Here is a 19697-nt window from a genome sequence, read left to right on the forward strand (position 1 = left end):
GCTCAAGTGCCGCGCGGGGGCAGTTGAACACACAGATTCATGCACCTGTCCATACTTTTCGCAGGGGGACACCCATGGCTGTGCGCGACATCGCGTACGTAGAGCTGTACGCCAAGGACAAGCAGTCCGCCGTCGACTACTTCGTCTCGGCGCTGGGCTTCGCCTGCGTGGCGGACTCGGTCGGGTCCGAACGCAGTTCCGTGCTGCTGCGGCAGGGCGCGGTGCACCTGATCGTCACTTCTGGCCCCGCCACCTGGAAGTTCCTGGAAAACCACGGCGACGGCATCGCCGACATCGCGATGACCTGCGACGACGTCACCGCGACCTGGGAGAGGGCCGGCCGGGCCGGCGCGCGACTCGTCGGCTCGACACGGGGCAACCCGATCCTGGCGGGCTGCGGAGACGTCACCCTCACGCTGCTGCCCGCCGCCACCGACCCGGCGACAGGGCTGCCGCCGGGGCACCGCTGGGTCACCATGGCGCAGCGCCGCGGACGTTCGGCCGAGCGCATCCGAGCCCTCGACCACATCGCGCTCCGACTCGATGGGCGCGACCTGGAAGGCCAGGCCGCCTTCTACCGGGCTGCCTTCGGGTTCTCGCAGGATCCGCCGGCGTACGGGACGGGTTCGATCGTCGTCCGCAGCGACACCGGAGGTGTCACCTTCGCCCTGGTCGGCTCCGATCCGGTGGAGAGCACAGGCGGACCGGACACGTTCCTCGACAGGAACGGTGGTCCAGGCGTCCAGAGCGTCGCCTTCCTCGTCGAGGAGATCGTCCCCGCCGCACGAGAATTCCGGCACAGGGGAGTGGAGTTCACCGGCGGCGCGGGCGGGTGCGAGGACACCCGGGCCGACCGCCTGCGCCTCTTCGGCCGTTCCCCCTACCGGCGCGACACCCTGTTCTTCGAGATCGTCCAGCGACGGGGCTCCCGCGGGTTCGACAGCGCCGGCATCCGGGCTCTGCACGAAGTGATGGACCACGACCGGCTGGCCGCCGGGTGAACCTCGCCCGTGTCCCCGGACCGTGGCCGCCGACCCGTCCGAGAAGGAAGTAGCCTCATGCGCTCTGCAGCTGTGGTCGGCACAGGACTCATCGGCACCTCCGTGGCGCTCGCGCTGAACGCGCAGGGCGTCAGGGTGCACCTGCGGGACGTGGACCCCGCGGCGGCACGGACAGCGGCCTCGTGCGGAGCCGGGGTGGTGGAACCACACGACGGACCGGTGGACCTTGCGGTGCTGGCCGTGCCCCCCGCACTGGTCGGCAGCGTGCTGGCCGACACACAGGCGCACAACCTGGCAGAGCACTACACGGACGTTGCCAGCGTGAAAGCGGGACCGAGGGAGGACGTCCTCAGCTTCGCCTGCCGCACCAGCCACTACATCGGCGGTCACCCGATGGCCGGAGGGGAGCGCAGTGGTCCGCTGGCGGCCCGGGCGGACCTGTTCGAGGGGCGTACGTGGGTTCTCACCCCGACCGCCGACACCAGCACGGAGACGCTCAATACGGCACTCGAACTGGTCGCGCTGTGCGGCGCGACGCCGGTCGTGATGGGGGCGGCCGAGCACGACCGGGCGGTCGGCCTCGTCTCCCACACCCCGCATTTGGTGGCCAGCCTGGTCGCCATGCGCCTGGAGCGGGCGGAGGAGCGCGCCGTGAGCCTCGCGGGCCCGGGCATCCGGGACCTCACCCGGGTCGCCGGTGGAGACCCGGACCTGTGGGTCGACATCCTGTCCGCCAACGCGTCGGTCGTGGCGGACCTCCTCGAAGAGCTGGCCCTGGACCTGGACGACGCCGTCGTCGGCCTGCGTGCCCTGGCAGCGACCGACGAGGCCAAGCGCGGTGAGGGCAGGCGGACGGTGCGTCAGCTGCTCAGCCGTGGCCGGACCGGCCGGGGCCGTATCGCCGGGAAGCGCGGCACCCCTACGGTCCGGTACCGCACCGTAGGGGTGCTCATAGGCGACCAACCGGGGCAGCTGGCCCGGCTGTTCACAGACGCCGACCGCTCCGGCGTCAACATCGAGGACGTCCGCCTCGAGCACTCCGCCGGTCAGCTGACCGGTCTGGTTCAGCTGAGCGTGGATCAGCGCTCCGTGACGGTGCTCGAAGAAGCACTTCGCGCCAACGGCTGGCGTGTTCAGTAGGGCTGTCGTTCCACGGGAGTAAACCCCGGGGCTGACGCCGAGGCTGCCCGCAGCCCGCGGGCGTAGAGGGAGTAGGCGTCTGGGCGGATGTGCCTGGTCCGGGGCGGCTCCTAGCCTGGATCCGTCACCAGGTCGCCCGTGGAGCGCTTCGCGTCGACGCGGCCGTTTGGACCGGAAGGACAGATACTGCGTGGGACGTGACCCTGGCGGAGCGTGCTGCCGCGTCGACCGGTTGAGAGCGGGGCATCGATGACGGACGAGCGCCCGCTCCCGAGTCCGCAGACGCCTCCCGCCCGGGAACGCCGGCGGCACCGGCCGATCCGTCGCACGTCGGTCGCGCTCGTCCTGCGCTGGGCTGCCGGGCGGTGGCGCTGTGTGGACCCGGAGGTGGCGGGCCTGCACCAGGTGGTGCGCCCGGGGTCCGTGTGTCTGGACATCGGCGCGGAGTGCGGCGCGTACACCTGGGTGCTGGCCTCGCTCGCCGGTCCTACGGGGCAGGTCTACACGGCGGAGCCGCCGGACGGGTCGGACCGGTCCCGGTGGAGAATTGCCACCTCCCTCCTGCTCGGCTGCGGCAATGTCGTCGTGCGCTCGCCCCATGTGCCCGGGCGGCCGGGCGGGCGCGAGGCCGCCGGAAGGTCGCGGCGCCGCATGCGGGAGGTCCGCTGCGCGGAAGACCCTCCGCGTATCGTTCCCGTGACACCCCGGGTGGGGTCAACGGTCGACGCACTGTGCCGGCGGGAAGGGCTGCAGAAGGTCGACTTCATCAAGGCCAATGTCGCTGACACCCACACGGACGTCCTCATGGGTGCCTTCAGCACGCTGCTGCGCGACCGGCCGGCGCTGTTGCTCGAGATCGAGGACAGGCGACTGGCGACGCGGACGCTCAAGTCCACCGATCTTGTCCGTAGCCTGACCCAGTCGCTTGGATATGACATGTATTGCTGGTCCGACGGGAACTGGGAATCGGTCACCCGCGTAACCGAGGACGTGCGGAACTATCTGTTTAGTGTTCAACCTCTTACCCGTGGCCGAGGGGTACGAGGTCGGCCCCGGCTGCTGGGCGGCCGCGAACGTCATGGCCCCACGGAGTATGAGTAAAGGTCTGTGCCGCTTAGTAAAGCTGTTCCATGGGGAGTCCTGATGGCTCGACAATGGCCATGTGAAGTATGAGGATGTCAGTAACCGATCGGAAACGTCGCGGGTGGGACTACTCCAGGGAGGTTGCTGTTCAAGGTGAATAGGTTCCTCGGAGATCACCGGCCGAGACGGAGCCGCACGGAGCGTCTGAACCGGATGATTCTCTTCCGGACCACTCGACACGCGTATTCGGAATTTTCGATTCCGATTCCAGTGCTGTCGGCCGCCGCGGGGCGTTGCTGCCAGGAGGCCGCCGAACTGATCCATTGAGTCGTTCTCGCCAGCATCAGGTGTTCTGCTATCCAACGGGGTGAACATGGTGAATGAGCTGTCTAGAAGTCTGCATCATTCCGCCAGAGTGGAGGTTCCTGTCGAGGAGGCCGCTGCGACCGGCCGTGACGACGAGGCAGGCCAGTGCGGAGAAGCGACTGAACAAGGAAGTCAGGAAGTGCCCATAGCTTCCTTACTCCCCGGTAATTCCCCTCGCTCGGACGGACCGGACGCGGAGCATGTCGCACGTCTTGCCGAGCTGGACACGTCGTTTCCGCCGATTCTTGTGGATCGGCGGACAATGCGTGTGATCGACGGTACGCATCGTCTTATGGCTGCCTTTGTGAGGGGGCATGAGACTATTGCCGTCAATTTCTTTGACGGTACCACCGAGGAAGCTTTCCTCTGTGCTGTCCAGGCGAATGTGACGCATGGTCTGCCGCTGTCGCAGGCCGATCGCCGTGCCGCGGCCGCCCGCATCATCTCCTCCCATCCGCAGATGTCGGACCGGGCGATAGCGCGCGCCTCGGGCCTGGGGGCCAAGACGGTGGCGGCGATCCGGCGGCGCTCCTCCGACGTGGTGCTCCTGCACGCCCGCGTCGGCAGGGACGGCAAGGTCCGTCCGCTGAGCAGTGAGGCGGGGCGACGCCGGGCCGCCGAGCTGATCGTCGAGCGCCCGGAGGCCTCGCTGCGCGAGGTGGCACGGCTCGCGGGGATCTCTCCGGCCACGGTGAGCGATGTGCGCAGACGGCTCGAGGCCGGTGAGGCGCCGGTGACAGAGCGCGAGAAGCGGAGCGACACCGCGGTCGCGTCCGCCCTGCCGCCGCCGGCCGCGAGGCCGAAGGGCGAACGGAGGATGCGGCTGGTGCAGGCGGACCCCTCCTCGGTGCTGAAGAAGTTGCTGCGGGACCCGTCGCTACGGCACAAGGAAGAGGGGCGCATTCTGCTGCGTCTGCTGCAGCAGAATGCCGTGGGCATGCAGCAGAGTTCCGAGCTGACCGCGGTGGTCCCGCCGCACTGCGGCGCGCTGGTCGTGACGCTCGCCCGGCAGTATGCCGAGACCTGGCTGGAGTTCGCCCAGAAGATTGACGAGCAACTGCAGTCCACGCACAGCGCGGCAGTGGGCGAGTGACGGGAGTCGCTGTTCCGTCCGTCCTGCGAGGTGCATTTCTCCGAGTGAGGGCTCGAGTCGTTGGGAGCTTGATGTGGTTACTGGACACGTGGTGCGGTTCGACGGTGCGCGAGGCTATGGGTTCATCGCCCCCGATCAGGGAGAGGGGGATGTGTTCCTGCATGTGAACGACCTCCTCATTCCTGAAGCCTCGGTTCGGGCCGGGCTGGCTGTCGAGTTCGAGATCGAGGAAGGCGACCGCGGGCCGAAGGCCTCGTCGATACGGTTCGCCGAAGGTGCTCAGTCGTCGCCGACAGCGGCGCTCGGTCGCCCGGCCGGCGAGGCCGTGGCGACCGGGGCCGTCAACGGGGACGAACCGATGTGCGACGTGCTGCGCGCGGACGAGTTCACCACGGAGGTCACAGAGGTTCTGCTCCATGTGACACCGTCCCTGACCGGGGTTCAGATCACGCATATCCGCCGAGAGCTGACGCAGTACGCGAGAAAGCACGGCTGGGTGGAGGGCTGAATTCCCCGGGTGTCGTTGCTGTGAATTGCTGCTCCAGGCGTGGAATCGAGGCCGGAAATCTCGACTGCACGCCTGTGAGCAGCAAGTCGCGGCGCAGCGGATCATCATCTCGCACCCGCACATGTCCGGCCGGGTGATCGCGCTGACCGCGGGGCCGGGCGCCAAGTCCGTCGCGGCCGTCCGCCGTCGTTCGAGTGAGGCGCTGCCGCAGTTGAACGTGCGGGTCGGCAGGGACGGCCGGGCGCGGCCCGTGGGCAGCGCGGAGGGCAGGCCGCGGGCGGCCCGGGTCCTCGCCGAGCCGGTGTGCCCCGGAGCGCACCAGGCCGCGCCGAGCGCTGCGGTGCCGTCGCACCGCGGGTCCCCCTCGTCGTGGAGCCGGCCCGGCAGTGCGCCGACAAATGGCTGGAGTTGTCCCGAGAATTGGACGACTTCTGCGAACCGCCGAGCGACATTGATGGATGGTGCACTCTCGCGTCATAGTGCTGCAGGACGTCTTTTGTCTGCCGGGGCACATTCGAGTCGTCATCGCGTCCTGCGAGTCTTCGATGCGTCGAGTATTTAATTCCCGGCATGCGTCTGTCGTCCGTCGAGCGATCGATTCGTCGCGACCCACGGCCGATCTGTTTACGGGAAGGGCTCAACATGGCAGTGCAGGACATAGCGCATGTCGAACTGCTCACCACTGATGAACGGGCGACCGTCGACTACTTCGTGTCGTCCATGGGGTTCACACGGATGGCGAAGTCCGAGGACCGCGAACGGAGTTCGGTACTTCTGCGGCAGGGCGATGTGCGCATCGTCGTCTCCTCGGGTCCCGGGACCTGGAAATTCCTCGACACGCACGGGGACGGGATCGCAGACATCGCCATGACGTGCGACGACGTCGCCGCGACCCGGGACGCGGCGGTGGCGGCCGGGGCGAGGGTCGTCGACTCCGAGGCGGGCCATCCCGTCGTGTCGGGATTCGGCGGCGTTTCCCACACCCTGCTCCCTGCCGCCGGCGGGAACGAGGACGGGCTGCCGATCAGTGAAGCGGCCGCTCCGACCAAGGGCTCGGACCGCATCCGACTGCTTGACCACATCGCGGTCTGCCTGGAGGGCGGAACTCTGGAGGAGTACGCCGACTACTACCGAGACGCCCTCGGCTTCTCCCGTTACTCCTCGGAGTACGTGGACGTGGGCGGGCAGGCCATGGACTCCATCGTGGTCCGCAGCCCGTCAGCCCGCGTCACCTTCACCCTGGTCGCGCCGGACCCGGCCAAGGGCTCCGGGCAACTCGACGCGTTCCTGGAGCGGAACGCGGGGCCGGGTGTGCAGCATCTCGCCTTCCTCGTCGACGAGATCATTCCCACGGTGCGGGAATTCCGCGACAGCGGCGTGGAGTTCTTGAGGACCCCTGACTCCTACTACGACCTCCTCATCCAGCGGTTCAGCGGGATGACCGAGGAGATCGGCGACCTGCAGGCTGCTCAGGTCCTCGCCGACCGCGACGACTGGGGCTATCTCCTCCAGCTGTTCAGCCGTTCGCCCTACGAGCGGAACACGTTGTTCTACGAGCTGATCCAGCGCCGGGGCTCCCGAGGCTTCGGCAGCGCCAACATCCGCGCCCTTTACGAAGCGGTGGAGCGCGACCGGCTGGCCGCTGAATGACCTTGGACGGCCTGGACTCCGCGGTGGCGGAAGCCCTCACCGTGGGCGACTTCGCCGGACCCGCCCGGGCGCGGATGGATCCGGGCGTCTGGGACTTCCTGGCGGGGGGCGCGGGGCAGGAGCGGACGCTCAGGGCCAATGTCGAAGCCTTCGAGCGGACATGGCTGCGGCCACGGGTACTCACCGGCGCGGGACCGCCGATCACCGAGACCCGGATCCTCGGTCGCACCTGGGCGGCGCCCATGGGCGTGGCGCCCATTGCCTACCACACCTTGGCCGCCCCGGAAGGCGAGGTCGCCACAGCCCGGGCCACCGGACCGGCCGGTGTTCCGCTTGTCGTGAGCACCTTCGCGGGCCGCACCTTCGAGGACATCGCTGCGGTCGCGTCCCCCTGCTGGCTGCAGGTGTACTGCTTCCGGGACCGTACGACGACACGACGACTCGTCGAACGGGCGGAGCGTGCCGGCTTCGAGGCCCTCGTCCTCACGGTCGACGCGCCCCGCCTGGGTCGGCGGCTGCGCGACCTGCGCAACGACTTCCGGCTGCCGGCCGGGATCGCACCGGCCAACCTCACCGGCGACGGCTTCGCATCGCCCAGCGGACACGCTCTCGCCGAATTCGACCCGTCACTGGACTGGTCCGTTGTTCCGTGGCTGCGCTCCGTCAGCTCCCTTCCCCTGCTCCTGAAGGGCATTCTCACGGCCCGGGACGCAGTGCGGGCCGTCGACGCGGGCGTGGACGGCATCGTGGTCTCCAACCACGGAGGCCGCCAGCTCGACGGCGCGCCCGCGACACTGGAGGCGTTGCCCGAAGTCGTGGCGGCTGTCGCGGGCGCGTGCCCCGTCCTCGTCGACGGGGGAGTCCGGCACGGCGCCGACATCCTGGCCGCACTCGCGCTCGGGGCCGACGCGGCGTTCCTCGGGCGGCCGGTGATGCATGCCCTGGCGGCAGGCCAGGAGAAGGGCGTGGCACGGTTGTTGCGGATCCTGACCGACGAACTCGTGGACGCGATGGCCTTGACCGGCATTGGCTCCCCGCGGGAGGCAGCGGCCGACCTGCTCCATGGCGATGCCCTCTGACGAACTCGCGTGCCCCCCGGCGAACCAGAGGGCGAGTCGCGCACGAGTTCAACGGACCGACGGCGCCGTCGGTGGACCAGCGAGCCGTCCCGGCAGACCACCGCAACACCAGGGTGCGCCCGCAGTCAGGCAGTCAGGCAGTCAGGCAGCCGGCTGCTCGGCATCGCGGTAGGCCATGGACACCCCGCCTGTGGGGCCTGCCTACGATGCTGGGCGTGAATACGGACGAGTGTCCCCGGGAAGACACCGCTCAGGCCCGTTGGGAGCGGCGCAGCCAGCGGCCGCTGCTGGTACTCGCTGTGGCGTTCGCCGTCGCCTACGCCGTGCCGATCGTGGACGATTCGACGAGCCGGGCAGTAGGGCGGGCATGCCAGGCCATCGAGTGGTGTGTGTGGGGAGCGTTCACCGTCGATTACCTGATCCGGCTGCGCCTTGCCCCCGAACGATTGAAGTTCGTCCGCACTCACTGGCTGGACCTGTGTGCAGTCGCGCTGCCACTGTTGCAGCCTCTTCGGCTTCTCCGGCTGGTCTCCACGTTGCTCCTGGTGGGGCGTCGAGCTCGGATGGCCTCGCAGATCCGACTGACGACCTACGTCGCCGGGGCCGTGGTGGTGCTGCTCGTGTTCGGTTCGTTGGCTGTGCTGTCGGTGGAACGGAACGCACCTGAGGGAAACATCCGGACACTGGATGACGCCATGTGGTGGTCCTTCACGACGATGACAACCGTGGGGTACGGAGATCTTGCTCCGACGACCGGCGTCGGCCGGTTGCTGGCCGTCGGACTGATGCTGTCGGGAATTGCCCTTCTGGGTGTGGTGACAGCGAATATCGCGGCCTGGTTCATCGCCAGGTTCGAGCGGGAGGACCTGGAGGGCCAGCGGCAGGCAGCGGCCATCCGTGCTCTGACACAGGAGGTCCGAGCGCTGCGGGTGGAGGTGGCGGAGCTGCGGCGGGCCGAGGCCGGGTCCACCGAATTCACCACTGACCTCAGGGACGCCGTCCCGGACGAGGGCGTTCGAGGACAGTGACGAGGGCGTTCGAGGACAGTGATGACGGCCCGACCCGGCTGAGCGGGCGGCCCGTCCCGGCGAGGGTGGGACGGGCGCCGGTTCAGTCCGCCACGATCGCCTGGAGAGCCCGGCCGTAGTGGCGGGCCACCGTGTCGGTGTCGGCCGAGGCGAGGGGTTCGAGATGCGCCACGTAACGCATCATGGCGAGCCCGATGAGCTGGGTGGCGACCATGCTCGTCCGGAGCTTCGCGTCCTCGCCCGTGATCGCCCCGCTGAGTGCGTGCGCCAGGATGCCGGTCGCGGTCTCACGCAGCCGGGCGGCGGCGGCACGATGAATGGCGGCCGAGCGCACCATGGTCATGAGTGCCGGACGTGACGACACGTCGTCCCACACCGACAGGTGGGCGCGCACCAGGCGTTCCCCGATCCCGTCCGGTCCGCCCCGCGCCGCGGCGGTGAGGGCCTCCTCGAGCTTCCCCGGCAGTTCCAGCGCCTGGAGGAACAGGCTCTCCTTCGTGCCGTAGAAGTGGTGCACCAGAGACTGGTCCACCCCCGCCGTCTCCGCGATGCGGCGCAGGCTGGTCGCGTCGAAACCGCGCTCGGCGAAGCAGACCCGTGCCGCGCTGAGGATCGCCTCCCGCGTACGGGTCTCCCCGGGCCGCCGGCCCCCGGCGTGCTTCGTCGCCGGACCGGTCGCCGCGGCCGTCCCCGCCGTGTCCCCAGCCTGCTCGCGGCCGGAACCGGTCACCTCATGCGTATCGCTGACGCTCTCCATGCCCCCATCATGCCCGCTCCGAACGCCTTGGCCTGAAACTCATCAGGTGATGAACTCATTGCCCGCTGAGTTATATAGTGAAGGCGCCGGCGTCACCGAGCGTGCCCGGCCGCCGGTGTCGTGTCCGTTTCGCGCCCCGATCTGCGGGCCGAGCCGGACGCCTCCGCACTTCGTCCGCCGTTCCGTCCAACTGCCCGGGCGGAGCACCACTACGGAAACGGTTGCCATGTCTGCCAACCTCGACGCCTCCACCACCTCACAGCCGAGTGGCAACGCCCCGGAAGCCGGGCCGCCCGGTGGCCGGGGGCCGGTGGCGAAACTCGCCGCCATCGTCGTCGGCCTGACCGCCGCGATCACCCTCATGCTGTGCGCCTTCGGTCTGCCGTCCGCCGCGGGCGGCCCCCACCACGCGCCGCTCGGCGTCACCGGCCCGGAGTCCGCGGTGGCCGCCGTGCAGAAGCAGCTCTCCGGGGACGACTGGGAGGTCACGGCGTACGACGACCCCCGCGCCCTGGTCCGTGCCGTCGAGGAGCGCGACGCCGTGGGCGGCCTCGCCTTCGGCGACGACGGCCTGACCGTCTACAAGGCGACGGCGGGCGGCCAGATGATCAGCAACGCGATCAACGGGCTCGGCACCTCGCTCGCCGGTCAGCAGCACGTCGCCGTGACCGTCCACGACGTGGTGCCCTTCCCGGAGGACGACCCGCGGGGCACCGGACTCGCCTCCGCCGCGCTGCCGATGATCTTCGGCGGCATGCTGCCCGCCATCGCCCTGCTCCAGATCTTCCCCGGCCACGCCAATCTGCGGACCCGCCTCGCCGGGGTCGTCGCCTTCGCCCTGGCCGGTGGAGCAGCCGTGACCGCCGTCCTCCAGTTCGGGATCGGCACCCTGGACGGCGACTACTGGGTCACGTCCCTCGGTCTCGGGCTGGGCATGGCCGCGCTCGCCGTCCCGTTCCTCGGGCTGGAGTCGCTGTTCGGATACGCCGGGTTCGGTGTGGGCTCCGTCGTGATGATGTTCCTCGGCAACCCGCTCTCCGGCCTCACCACCGGCCCGTACTGGTTGCCCGACGGCTGGTCCACGCTCGGCCAGTTCCTGCCGCCCGGCGCCTCGGGCAGCCTGCTGCGCGCCAACGCCTTCTACGACGGGACCGGCGCGGGCGGTCCGGCACTCGTCCTGGGCCTGTGGACCCTCGCCGGTGTCGCCCTCATGTTCGCCGCGGACCGTCGCCGCAACGGGAAGGCCGGGAGGAAGGCCGGGAGCAAGGCCGGCGACGCTCCGGCGGTGTGAGGGAAGTGCATTCGCGGGTCAGGCCCGGCGCGAGGCAGTGACGGTGTCGACCCGGGAGCGGTGGGCGCGGATCTCCGTGTGGTGGTCCGCGGCCCAGCCGATCAGCCGCATGGCGATCTCGTGCAGGCCGCGGCCGAGCGGGGCGAGGGCGTACTCCACCCGCGGCGGAACCTCGGCGTAGGCGGTGCGCGTGATCAAACCGTCCTCCACGAGCTGGCGCAGCGTGTGGGTGAGCATGCGCTGGGAGATGCCGGGAATCTGGCGCTGCAGGTCGGTGTAGCGCAGCGGGCCGTCGTCCAGGACGACGATGATCAGCATGCTCCATTTGTCGCCGACTCGGTCCAGCACCTGTCGGATGAAGGGCATGTGCTCGGCGGGGATGCTCGCACACGGCCCGGTCGCGGCCGCCATCTCCGTATCGGTGCTGTCCGGCATGGCACCCATTCCTCTCCGTCGCGCACACCCGTGTGCCTTTTGTAACGACCTCCATACTGGCGCATCATGGCGCTACGAACAAAACGTAGGAATTGGAGGTCAGGCCGTGAAGGTAGAAATCTGGGCCGAGGTCACCTGCCCCTGGTGCGGGCTCGGCAGCCACCGGGTGGACCGGGCCGTGGAGCGGTTCGAGCACGGTGACGAGGTCGAGACGGTCCACCACTCCTTCCCGCTGGGCGGCGGGCTCCCCACGGACCGCACGATCGGCGTCCGCGAGTACCTGCTGCGCAGGTACGGCATGAGCGGCACGCAGGCGCAGGCGGCGACGGGGGAGATCGAGACGCTGGCCGCCGCCGAGGGGCTGAGCCCCTACCGGGTGCTGGACAACGTCGTCGGCAACACCGACCTGGCACACGAGTTCCTGGCCCACGCGACCGCGCAGGGCAAGAACCGCGAAGCCTGGGACACGATCTTCCACACCTACTTCGGCAGGGCAGAACCCGTCTTCACCCTCGACGACCTGCTCGGGCTCTCCGACCGGCTGGGCCTGGACCGTGACCTGACGCGCCGGACGCTCACCGAGCGCCACCACCGCGCCCGGGTCCAGGAAGACGCCCGCCGCGCGCAGCGTCTGGGCGCCACCGGTGCCCCGTTCACCGTCGTCGACGGCCGTTACGGCGTCCCCGGCGCCCAGAGCAGCGACGCCCTGCTCGCCCTGCTCCGTACTGCCTGGGACGAGGCCCACCCCGTCACCCTCACCCCCGCGGGCGACGCCCCGGGCTGCGGCCCCACCGGATGCGCGGTCCCCGCCATCCCCGCCCGCCACTGAGCCGTCACCCCACACCCGTCTCCTCGAAAGGCGCATCCGCCATGTCGTACCTGCTGCACATCGACTCCTCCTCGCTCGGCGAGGCCTCCGTCTCCCGCCGGGTCGCCCAGTCCTTCCGCGACCAGTGGCAGGGCCCGGTCGTCCACCGCGACCTCGCGGGCTCGCCGGTGCCGCACCTGACGGCGGCGGGCGTCACCGCCCGCAGTACCGACCCGGCCCGGTACACCCCCGAGCAGGCCAAGGCCCAGGCACTCCAGGACGAGCTGATCGAGGAGTTCCTCGGTGCCGGCGCGTACCTGTTCACGGTGCCGTTGTACAACCTGTCCATGCCGTCGGCGTTCAAGGCGTGGCTGGACCAGATACTCGTCATGGACCGCACCTTCACCCACGCCGGCGCCTCCCCGGCCGCGGGCCGTCCCGCCCTGCTGATATCCGCCCGCGGCGGCAGCTATGCCCCCGGCGCTCCGAGGGAGGGCCTGGACTACCTGGTGCCCACGCTGGAAACCGTCCTGGGCCACGAGGATCTCCTCGGCCTGGACGTCACCACCGTGACGCCCGAGCTGACCATGGCCCCCCACGCCCCGGCCCTCACCTCGCTCCTCCCCCTGCACGAGGCGTCCATGACGGCCGCCCACGACCGAGCCCGCACCCTCGCCACGACCTTCGCCACCCGGGCCGCCTGACCATCACCCCGAACTCGCGCACGGCACGCGGTGAGCCGAGCCCGGCCGGTCGCTCATGACGACCTTCGGGTGCGTCGACGCGGCGTGGACGCACAACGGCTACGAAGAACCTGGTGCAGGTGACGACTTCCTGAACCGAGGAGACCTTGCAGGCACCGGGCATGACGTCGTCTCACTGAGCGGCTACGCGGGTCAGATCTGCGCTGAATTCCCGCAACTCCGGCGATGGACGTGGGGCGGATCTGACCAGCCGAGCCACTGAGCGGGCCTGCTCGGAGATGCACGAGGGCTCCATCAACCCCGGCCCTCCCGGCTGCTGCGGACCCGTGGCCTGTTCCGCCATGGCGAGAAAGGCCGTGGCCATGTCGGTCGGAGCCAGGTAGGTGACCTGGGGCACCGTTACCGAGGAGCCGTCGTCCATGTACAGGGAGATTGTGAAGGTATAGATCCAGGGCACCGACCCCTCTCCGTAACGCTCGGGCCCCACCGTGAACGCGATCCGCTCCTGGGCATGCGGCGGGAGGGTGTACTTCATCTTCCGGGGGATTACGGCACCGGCCTGGGGGGCGACCGGGAGCTTGATGTCGTACTGCGCTGTGATGTCGGTTGGGCCGGCACCATAGCGGCAGTAGACCGCAGTGGCGGAAGCAAGGTTCACTTCAGCGCGGGTGATCAGCACGGGATTGTTCGAGCTGTTCCTCAGCGTCGCGCTGACCAAGGACGCGGGCACCTGAACCTGCTCGGTTACTTGTCCGTCGAAGACCACATCGGCAGCGATGTTCTGCTCCCGGTCGACGTCCGAGTCGACCAGTTGGACTGCCGGCGGCGGCTCGGGATCAGGCTTGGGCTGCGCGTCGGGCCAGAAGAGGAAGATCAGTCCGGCCACCCCGGCGATCACAGTGACGACGGTGCCGACGATCTCGAGCATCCTGGTCTGCCTGTGCCAGAAGCCTCCCTCCTGAGGTGGGCTGTTGTCCCCGGTCTGTGCCACAGCGGCATCGCCCTCCGGCCGAGTGGAAGGTCTGTCGCCATCGCCCGGTCGCCTGCTCGGCCGTTGTGGCCCAGAGCTGCCACTTGTTCCTCCTCCCGGGGGCCGACGCTGCTCTTCTTCGTGTAAACCGCCTGTCTCTCCGGAACTCATGCCCGTCTCCTCCCCCGACTCCGCAGCGGCCACCCACCCACAGGCAGTAGTGGCCCACGACCCGTGGAGTCACTACCCGCTCGGGGGCGTTCTGGGCCGTCTCCAGGTGCACGACCGATACCCGGTCCCAGCACCCAGCTGCCTGGGGTTCCTGGGCGTGGCGTGCTCCTCGCCACGAGGGAGAGCCCGTTGACCTGTGCGAATGGCTGGGGGACGCCCCGGTGGGAAATACTCTGCGGATGAGTCCTCGCACTTCCCCGGTCGGCCCGCCGATCACGATACGGCGGGCCGACGCGCGGGATGCCAAACGGCTCACCCGGCTTGTGCGCGGCTCAGGCGCCTACGCGGGCCAGTACGCGGCCGCGGTCGCGGGCTACCGGGTCGGGCCCGATTACATCGAGGCCCACCGTGTCTTCGTGGCCGTCGGCGCCGACGGCCAGGGAGGCCGGGTCCTCGGGTTCTACTCGCTCGTCCTCGCTCCGCCGGAGCTCGACCTGCTGTTCGTCGCCGACGAAGCGCAGGGGCGGGGCATCGGACGGCTGCTCGTCGCGCACATGCGGTCGCAGGCCCGGGCCGCCGGGCTCGACCGGGTCAGGGTCGTGTCGCACCTCCCCGCCGAGGGCTTCTACCACCGCGCCGGTGCGGTGCGGACCGGGACCGCGCTCGCGAATCCGCCCGCGGTGCCGTGGGACCGTCCCGAATTCGAGTTCCGGGTCGCTTCGGACTGACGCGGTGCGCCCGTACGCGGGGCACGCTGCCTCGGGCTCCGCGTGCCGGCCCGCCGGTGGAGCGCACAAGGGGCGAGCCGACCGGTCCGGCGGGTCAGCCGGACCGGTCGGCTCGTGTCGGGGCCGGTCAGTGGTGGCCGTGCGGCCGCAGCCACTGCGGTCGGTGGGCGGCGGGGCGCCGGTGTCCGGCCGGCTCGGCCGCGTCGTTCGTGCTGCCCCGGCCTTCCAGCCGGCCGGCCATCGCGTCGCGCTCGGCGGCGGCCTGCTTGGCGGTCTCACGGTCCCTGCGGCGCTTCTTGCCGCGGTGGCGTGCCAGGACGGTCCCGGCCAGGAGCATCCACATGCCCAGGCCGAAGATCAGAGTCAGGGCGATGCCGCCGAGAAACGCCCCGAGCGTGCTGATCGTGAATGGCTCGCTCCCCAGCAGGGTCACGGTGTAGTCCGGACCGCCGGACAGGTTGTACGCGATCAGCAGGCCTGCGAAGGCGGCGGCGCCCGCCATGAGCAGGAGACCCAGCACCAGCATGTTCCTCACCTCGTCGCACGTGGATGTCCTCCACCCGGGTCACCATGAGGAATGGAGCAAAACGCGCAACCCGGATGCCATCCCGGGTGCGTGCCGGATACACCCTGTACGTAACGGCATGTCACCCCGGCCTCCGGCCAGGTGCGACGGCGTTCTACCCTGGCCGTCGAGTGCCGCTGCGTGCCGTGTCCCCGACGCCCCGGAGTAGGAGACCAGTCTGTGGATCTGCGAGCTGCCCTGGCCGCACACCGCCTCGTCGCCATCGTGCGCGGAGACGACGCCGACGCCGCGTTGCGCACCGTGCTGACGCTGGCGGAGGAGGGCGTGGAACTCATCGAGGTGTCGTTGACCGGCAAGGACGCCCTCCGGGTCATAGAACGCGCCAGAGCGGCCCTCGGTCCCGACCGGCCCCTGGGCGCCGGGACGATCCTCGGCGCGGACGACGCGGTGGCCGCCCACCGGGCCGGCGCCGACTTCGCGGTCACGCCCGGTCTGGGGGAGGGGGTCACCGCGGCCCGCGAACGGGGCATGCCCGTCCTGGCCGGTGTCATGACGCCCACCGACGTCATCACCGCGCGCACCCTCGGCGCCACCGCGCTGAAGATCTTCCCGGCGGCCCAGGCGGGTGGACCCGCCTACGTGAAGGCACTGCGCGGTCCCTTCCCGCACGAGACCCTCGTGCCCGTCGGCGGTGTCGACGAGGCGGCGGCCCGTGCCCATCTGGCGGCAGGCGCCACCGCCGTCGGGGTCGGCTCCCCGCTGATCGGCGACGCCGCGGACGGCGGCAGCCTCGACGGCCTGCGCACCCGTGCCCGCGCCTTCCGCGCCGCCGTACGGGAGGCCCGGCCGTGACCGGAGCGCCGCCCGCGTCCGAGGAGCACGACGGCACCCCCGTACGCGGGCCCGGGAACGACGCGGCCGGTCCGGCCACGGGCCCCTGGCGGCCGCGACGGGGACCGGTGGTGTGTCTGGGGGAGACCATGGCGGCCATGGCCCCGGTCCCGCCGGACTCGCTGGACGACACCGAGTCCCTGCGCCTGTCGGTGGCGGGCGCCGAGTCGAACGTGGCCATGTACCTCGCGGACCTGGGCCTGCCCGTCTCCTGGCTCTCGGCGCTCGGCGACGACGCGCTCGGCCGGCGGGTGCGGGCGGCCGTCGCACGGGCGGGCGTGGACGTCTCCGGCGTGCGCACCGACCCGGCACGGCCGACCGGCCTGCTCCTCAAGGACCCGGGCGCCGCCGGGACCCGCGTGCACTACTACCGTCAGGGTTCGGCGGCTTCGGCGCTCGGCCCCGGCCTCCTGGACGACGAACGGTTCGACGGAGCCGCCCTCCTCCACCTGACCGGGGTGACGCCCGCGCTGTCCCCGTCCTGCCGGGCCCTGGTGGAACGGGCCCTGCGCACTCCGCCGGCGCGGCGCACCCACGCCGTCAGCTTCGACGTCAACCACCGCCCCGCGCTGTGGCCGCCGGACACGGCCGCCGCGGTGCTCCGGGACCTGGCCGACCGGGCCGACATCGCCTTCGTCGGCCTGGACGAGGCCCAGGACCTGTGGGGCGCCGGTCTGACCGCGCCGGACGTCCGCAGGCTGCTGAGCGGCCCGCGCGTCCTCGTCGTCAAGGACGGCGGGCGCGGCGCCACCGCGTTCACCGGGCAGGGGGCGTGCACCGTGCCCGCGCTGACCACCGAGGTCGTGGAGCCGGTGGGCGCGGGCGACGCGTTCGCCGCCGGATTCCTCGCCGGACTGTGGCGCGGTACGGACCTCACCCGGGCCCTGCGCCTGGGTCACATCACCGCGGCCTCCGCGCTGAGGGTCGTGGGGGACCACGGACCCCTGCCCGACGCGGACACCGTCGGGGCCATGCTGTCCCTCAGCGAGCAGGACTGGTGCCGGGCGCCGGTGTCGTAGGGCCTCAGGCCTCAGCGGGCCCTTTTCGTGGCTCCGTCGACGACGAAGCCGATCCCGATGCCGAGCATCCAGGTGTCCTTCGCCAGGGCCGTCCCATCCTGCGTCGGACGCAGGCTGCCCTCCTCGTGCATGCCCGGGGTGCGCAGATACAGACCCACCAGCCCGGCCGAGAAGGCGGTCAGACCGATGCCCGCCACAGCCGTCGGCACCACCGGCAGGAGCAGCGCCGCACCGAGCGTGATCTCACCGGCGGACAGCAGGCGCAGGAAGGTCGCGGGCCGCAGTCTGCCGAGGAACGGATAGGTGGTCTTGGCCATTCCGTGCATCGCGGCGGCGGTCTGCTCGTCGGCCCCCCGTTTGGCCAGGCCGGAGTTGAGAATGAAGGCCCCGGTGGCGAGTCGTGGGGCGACGTGCCTGAGCTCGATGGGCAGACGCATGGGAACTCCTAGCGGCGTTTCCTCGAAGACAGGCCCAGGCTAGGACGCGCGCGTGCCCGGCGCAGCGCGGGCGTCCGGGGCCTGCGCCGATCGGGTCACGGCGTCCCCCGCCGCGTACGCCCGGACCAGTACGGTCGGATACTCCCGCCGCGGGACGCCCCGGCGGCCGCCGACCGGCAGCGTGGGTGACGTGAAACTCGGCCGCCCCGCACGCAGGGCCTTCCTCGTCGTCCATGTCCTCGCCTCCGCCGCCTGGCTCGGGCTCACCCTCGGGCTGCTCGCGCTCGGCGTCACCGCGGCCACCGGAGCCTCCCCGGTGGCGGTGGAGGCCGCCGTCCGCTGCATGAAGCTGTTCGCCGACTGGCTGCTGCTCCCCCTCGCCCTGCTCACCCTGGTGAGCGGACTGGTGCTGGCCCTGGGCACGCCGTGGGGTCTCGCCCGGCACCGGTGGGTGTACACCAAGTTCTGGCTGACCCTGGGCACGACCGTCGCCACGTTCTTCGCGCTGCGCCCCGGGGTGAACACGGCGGTCGCCGCAGTGGCCGCCGGCGAGCCGCTGCCCGACGCGGGGGACGTGCTCTTCGGGCCGGTGGTCTCCCTGTCCGCCTATGTGTTCATGACGGTCCTCTCGCTCCTCAAACCCTGGGGACTCACCCGCCGTGGTCGCCGGCTGCGCGAGCGTTCCGTGGGCGTCCGTCCGCCGCTCACCCGCTCGGGCACAGGGTGAAATCCTTTTCAGACGCAGGTAGGGTGAGCAGGTGGACCTTACGCGGAGTGAGAGGGCGCGGGCGCAGGTGGTGACGATCCAGGACGTGGCGCGAGCCGCCGGAGTATCCCCGGCGACCGTCTCACGCGTCTTCAACGGCGGCAATGTCACCCCGGCACGGGTCCGGTCCGTGCAGGAGGCCGCCGCGGCACTCGGCTTCGCACCCAACCGGCTGGCGCGGTCGCTGCGCAAACAGCGCTCCAGCGTGATCGCCCTGATCATCCCGGACATCGAGAACCCGTTCTTCACGTCACTCGCGCGCGGCGTCGAGGACGCGGCGCAGCGCACCAGCCTCTCGGTGGTGCTGTGCAACTCCGACGAGGACACCGACAAGGAGCGCCGCTACCTCGAGGTCGCCCTCGGCGAGCAGATGGCCGGCGTGATCGTGGCGGCGGCCTCCCAGGACGAGACGGACCTCGGCCCGCTGATCGCCCGCGGCGTCCCCGTCGTCGCCGTCGACCGCCGCCCGCGGGACGCGGAGGTGGACGCGGTCCGCCTCGACGACCGCCACGGCGGCGAGGCCGCCACCCGGCACCTGCTGCGGGCCGGCTACCGCAGGATCGCCTGCATCACCGGCCCCCAGGGCGCCTCGACCTCGGAGGAACGCCTGGCCGGCCACCGTGAGGCGCTGCGGGCGGCGCGGCCGGGGGAGGCCGCGGACGACACCTACGTACGCCACGCCGACTTCCGGGTCGAGGGCGGCCGGGTCGCGATGCGCGACCTGCTGTCCCTGCCCGAGCCGCCCGACGCCGTGTTCGTCGCCAACAACCTCATGACCATCGGCGTGCTCGACGCCCTGCGCGAGGCCGGGCACACCCCGCCCGGCGTCGGCGTCCTCTCCTTCGGCGACGTCCCCTGGGCCTCACTGGTGCGGCCGTCCCTGTCGGCCGTGGAACTGCCCTCCTACGAGCTGGGCCGCACCGCGGCCGACCTGCTGCTCCAGCGGATCGAGGGCGGCGAGGCCCCCCTTCAGACCGTGGTGCTGCGCACGACGCTCCAGGTCCGGGAGAGCACCGGCGGCCCGGCCGGTCGCTGAGCCGGCGGTTTGCGAGTTGGCGGTTTGCGAGTCGGTGGTTTGCGAGTCGGTGGTTTGCCGAGTCGATGGTTTCCCGGGCGCACGCGAGCGGCGGGGGGGGCCGCCCCCCCCCCCCCCCCCCGGCCCGCCCCCCCCCCCCCCCAGCCCCCCCCCCCCCCAACAAAACCAGAAATAATAAAAAACAAAAAAAAAAAACCCACAAACAAACAA

Annotated in this window: 21 protein-coding genes; 16 read left to right on the forward strand and 5 right to left on the reverse strand. The window is 70.8% G+C overall.

The window, feature by feature from the left end:
• Positions 1 to 74 precede the first annotated feature (74 nt).
• From ACH4D3_RS39895 to ACH4D3_RS39930, 8 genes are all read left to right on the forward strand, one after another.
• Complete coding sequence (locus tag ACH4D3_RS39895) at positions 75 to 1001, forward strand: VOC family protein (protein WP_398332670.1); 927 nt, start codon at positions 75 to 77, stop codon at positions 999 to 1001.
• Positions 1002 to 1058: 57 nt separating this feature from the next.
• The gene (locus tag ACH4D3_RS39900; protein ID WP_398332671.1) at positions 1059 to 2141 is read left to right on the forward strand and encodes a prephenate dehydrogenase; all 1083 of its coding nucleotides are present in this window, start codon (positions 1059 to 1061) and stop codon (positions 2139 to 2141) included.
• A gap of 249 nt (positions 2142 to 2390) precedes the next feature.
• Positions 2391 to 3242, forward strand: a complete 852-nt coding sequence (locus ACH4D3_RS39905) for a hypothetical protein (RefSeq protein WP_398332672.1) — start codon at positions 2391 to 2393, stop codon at positions 3240 to 3242.
• Between the two features lie 610 nt (positions 3243 to 3852).
• Positions 3853 to 4683, forward strand: coding sequence for a transcriptional regulator (locus tag ACH4D3_RS39910; RefSeq protein WP_398332673.1), 831 nt, complete (start codon positions 3853 to 3855; stop codon positions 4681 to 4683).
• 73 nt (positions 4684 to 4756) lie between these two features.
• On the forward strand, positions 4757 to 5191 hold the full coding sequence (locus tag ACH4D3_RS39915; RefSeq protein ID WP_398332674.1) for a cold-shock protein: 435 nt from the start codon (positions 4757 to 4759) through the stop codon (positions 5189 to 5191).
• Positions 5192 to 5833: 642 nt separating this feature from the next.
• Positions 5834 to 6841, forward strand: a complete 1008-nt coding sequence (gene hppD, locus ACH4D3_RS39920; RefSeq protein WP_398332675.1) for a 4-hydroxyphenylpyruvate dioxygenase — start codon at positions 5834 to 5836, stop codon at positions 6839 to 6841.
• Positions 6838 to 7920, forward strand: coding sequence for an alpha-hydroxy acid oxidase (locus ACH4D3_RS39925; protein WP_398332676.1), 1083 nt, complete (start codon positions 6838 to 6840; stop codon positions 7918 to 7920). The genes hppD and ACH4D3_RS39925 overlap by 4 nt, the downstream gene beginning before the upstream one ends.
• Positions 7921 to 8126: 206 nt before the next feature.
• On the forward strand, positions 8127 to 8948 hold the full coding sequence (locus tag ACH4D3_RS39930) for a potassium channel family protein (protein ID WP_398332677.1): 822 nt from the start codon (positions 8127 to 8129) through the stop codon (positions 8946 to 8948).
• 82 nt (positions 8949 to 9030) lie between these two features.
• Here ACH4D3_RS39930 and ACH4D3_RS39935 read toward each other — a convergent pair whose 3' ends face one another.
• Positions 9031 to 9705, reverse strand: coding sequence for a TetR family transcriptional regulator (locus tag ACH4D3_RS39935; protein ID WP_398332678.1), 675 nt, complete (start codon positions 9703 to 9705; stop codon positions 9031 to 9033).
• A 226-nt stretch (positions 9706 to 9931) separates the two neighbouring features.
• On the opposite strand from ACH4D3_RS39935, the gene ACH4D3_RS39940 reads away from it, so the two are divergent.
• Entirely contained in the window at positions 9932 to 10996 is a 1065-nt protein-coding gene (locus ACH4D3_RS39940) for a hypothetical protein (RefSeq protein ID WP_398332679.1), read from the forward strand.
• An 18-nt stretch (positions 10997 to 11014) separates the two neighbouring features.
• Here the strand turns inward: ACH4D3_RS39940 and ACH4D3_RS39945 are convergent, their stop codons facing one another.
• On the reverse strand, positions 11015 to 11440 hold the full coding sequence (locus tag ACH4D3_RS39945; protein WP_398332680.1) for a winged helix-turn-helix transcriptional regulator: 426 nt from the start codon (positions 11438 to 11440) through the stop codon (positions 11015 to 11017).
• Positions 11441 to 11537: 97 nt separating this feature from the next.
• Here ACH4D3_RS39945 and ACH4D3_RS39950 point away from each other — a divergent pair, with 97 nt between their 5' ends.
• Complete coding sequence (locus ACH4D3_RS39950; RefSeq protein WP_398332681.1) at positions 11538 to 12260, forward strand: DsbA family protein; 723 nt, start codon at positions 11538 to 11540, stop codon at positions 12258 to 12260.
• A gap of 41 nt (positions 12261 to 12301) precedes the next feature.
• Entirely contained in the window at positions 12302 to 12943 is a 642-nt protein-coding gene (locus ACH4D3_RS39955) for an FMN-dependent NADH-azoreductase (RefSeq protein ID WP_398332682.1), read from the forward strand.
• A 172-nt stretch (positions 12944 to 13115) separates the two neighbouring features.
• Here the strand turns inward: ACH4D3_RS39955 and ACH4D3_RS39960 are convergent, their stop codons facing one another.
• Positions 13116 to 13871: a hypothetical protein gene (locus tag ACH4D3_RS39960; protein WP_398332683.1), complete on the reverse strand. Its 756-nt coding sequence runs from the start codon at positions 13869 to 13871 to the stop codon at positions 13116 to 13118.
• Positions 13872 to 14323: 452 nt separating this feature from the next.
• Here ACH4D3_RS39960 and ACH4D3_RS39965 point away from each other — a divergent pair, with 452 nt between their 5' ends.
• Positions 14324 to 14812, forward strand: a complete 489-nt coding sequence (locus ACH4D3_RS39965; protein ID WP_398332684.1) for a GNAT family N-acetyltransferase — start codon at positions 14324 to 14326, stop codon at positions 14810 to 14812.
• Between the two features lie 127 nt (positions 14813 to 14939).
• On the opposite strand, the gene ACH4D3_RS39970 is transcribed toward ACH4D3_RS39965, so the two are convergent.
• Positions 14940 to 15338 carry a hypothetical protein gene (locus ACH4D3_RS39970; RefSeq protein WP_398332685.1) on the reverse strand — a complete coding sequence of 133 codons (399 nt, stop codon included), beginning with the start codon at positions 15336 to 15338 and terminating at the stop codon, positions 14940 to 14942.
• A gap of 219 nt (positions 15339 to 15557) precedes the next feature.
• Between ACH4D3_RS39970 and ACH4D3_RS39975 the strand changes: the two genes are divergently transcribed.
• Both ACH4D3_RS39975 and ACH4D3_RS39980 read left to right on the forward strand, forming a co-directional pair.
• Positions 15558 to 16190 carry a bifunctional 4-hydroxy-2-oxoglutarate aldolase/2-dehydro-3-deoxy-phosphogluconate aldolase gene (locus tag ACH4D3_RS39975; protein ID WP_398332686.1) on the forward strand — a complete coding sequence of 211 codons (633 nt, stop codon included), beginning with the start codon at positions 15558 to 15560 and terminating at the stop codon, positions 16188 to 16190.
• Complete coding sequence (locus tag ACH4D3_RS39980) at positions 16187 to 17248, forward strand: sugar kinase (protein ID WP_398332687.1); 1062 nt, start codon at positions 16187 to 16189, stop codon at positions 17246 to 17248. Before ACH4D3_RS39975 ends, ACH4D3_RS39980 begins: the two co-directional genes overlap by 4 nt.
• An 11-nt stretch (positions 17249 to 17259) precedes the next feature.
• On the opposite strand, the gene ACH4D3_RS39985 is transcribed toward ACH4D3_RS39980, so the two are convergent.
• The gene (locus tag ACH4D3_RS39985) at positions 17260 to 17685 is read right to left on the reverse strand and encodes a hypothetical protein (RefSeq protein ID WP_398332688.1); all 426 of its coding nucleotides are present in this window, start codon (positions 17683 to 17685) and stop codon (positions 17260 to 17262) included.
• Positions 17686 to 17875: 190 nt separating this feature from the next.
• On the opposite strand from ACH4D3_RS39985, the gene ACH4D3_RS39990 reads away from it, so the two are divergent.
• Together ACH4D3_RS39990 and ACH4D3_RS39995 are read left to right on the forward strand one after the other, a co-directional pair.
• On the forward strand, positions 17876 to 18412 hold the full coding sequence (locus tag ACH4D3_RS39990) for a DUF2269 family protein (RefSeq protein WP_398332689.1): 537 nt from the start codon (positions 17876 to 17878) through the stop codon (positions 18410 to 18412).
• Positions 18413 to 18443: 31 nt separating this feature from the next.
• Entirely contained in the window at positions 18444 to 19487 is a 1044-nt protein-coding gene (locus ACH4D3_RS39995; RefSeq protein ID WP_398332690.1) for a LacI family DNA-binding transcriptional regulator, read from the forward strand.
• Positions 19488 to 19697 lie beyond the last annotated feature (210 nt).

Origin of the sequence: Streptomyces sp. NPDC018026, from assembly GCF_044327745.1 — a bacterium.
Lineage (GTDB): Bacteria > Actinomycetota > Actinomycetes > Streptomycetales > Streptomycetaceae > Streptomyces > Streptomyces rubrogriseus.

Coding starts and splice junctions, on each gene's coding strand:
- ACH4D3_RS39935 (WP_398332678.1), bottom strand. CDS start 9,705: ATGGAGAGCGTCAGCGATACGCATGAGGTGACCGGTTCCGGCCGCGAG.
- ACH4D3_RS39900 (WP_398332671.1), top strand. CDS start 1,059: ATGCGCTCTGCAGCTGTGGTCGGCACAGGACTCATCGGCACCTCCGTG.
- ACH4D3_RS39940 (WP_398332679.1), top strand. CDS start 9,932: ATGTCTGCCAACCTCGACGCCTCCACCACCTCACAGCCGAGTGGCAAC.
- ACH4D3_RS39945 (WP_398332680.1), bottom strand. CDS start 11,440: ATGGGTGCCATGCCGGACAGCACCGATACGGAGATGGCGGCCGCGACC.
- ACH4D3_RS39910 (WP_398332673.1), top strand. CDS start 3,853: ATGCGTGTGATCGACGGTACGCATCGTCTTATGGCTGCCTTTGTGAGG.
- ACH4D3_RS39955 (WP_398332682.1), top strand. CDS start 12,302: ATGTCGTACCTGCTGCACATCGACTCCTCCTCGCTCGGCGAGGCCTCC.
- ACH4D3_RS39985 (WP_398332688.1), bottom strand. CDS start 17,685: ATGCGTCTGCCCATCGAGCTCAGGCACGTCGCCCCACGACTCGCCACC.
- ACH4D3_RS39905 (WP_398332672.1), top strand. CDS start 2,391: ATGACGGACGAGCGCCCGCTCCCGAGTCCGCAGACGCCTCCCGCCCGG.
- ACH4D3_RS39925 (WP_398332676.1), top strand. CDS start 6,838: ATGACCTTGGACGGCCTGGACTCCGCGGTGGCGGAAGCCCTCACCGTG.
- ACH4D3_RS39960 (WP_398332683.1), bottom strand. CDS start 13,871: ATGCTCGAGATCGTCGGCACCGTCGTCACTGTGATCGCCGGGGTGGCC.
- ACH4D3_RS39930 (WP_398332677.1), top strand. CDS start 8,127: ATGCTGGGCGTGAATACGGACGAGTGTCCCCGGGAAGACACCGCTCAG.
- ACH4D3_RS39970 (WP_398332685.1), bottom strand. CDS start 15,338: ATGCTGGTGCTGGGTCTCCTGCTCATGGCGGGCGCCGCCGCCTTCGCA.
- ACH4D3_RS39895 (WP_398332670.1), top strand. CDS start 75: ATGGCTGTGCGCGACATCGCGTACGTAGAGCTGTACGCCAAGGACAAG.
- hppD (WP_398332675.1), top strand. CDS start 5,834: ATGGCAGTGCAGGACATAGCGCATGTCGAACTGCTCACCACTGATGAA.
- ACH4D3_RS39965 (WP_398332684.1), top strand. CDS start 14,324: ATGAGTCCTCGCACTTCCCCGGTCGGCCCGCCGATCACGATACGGCGG.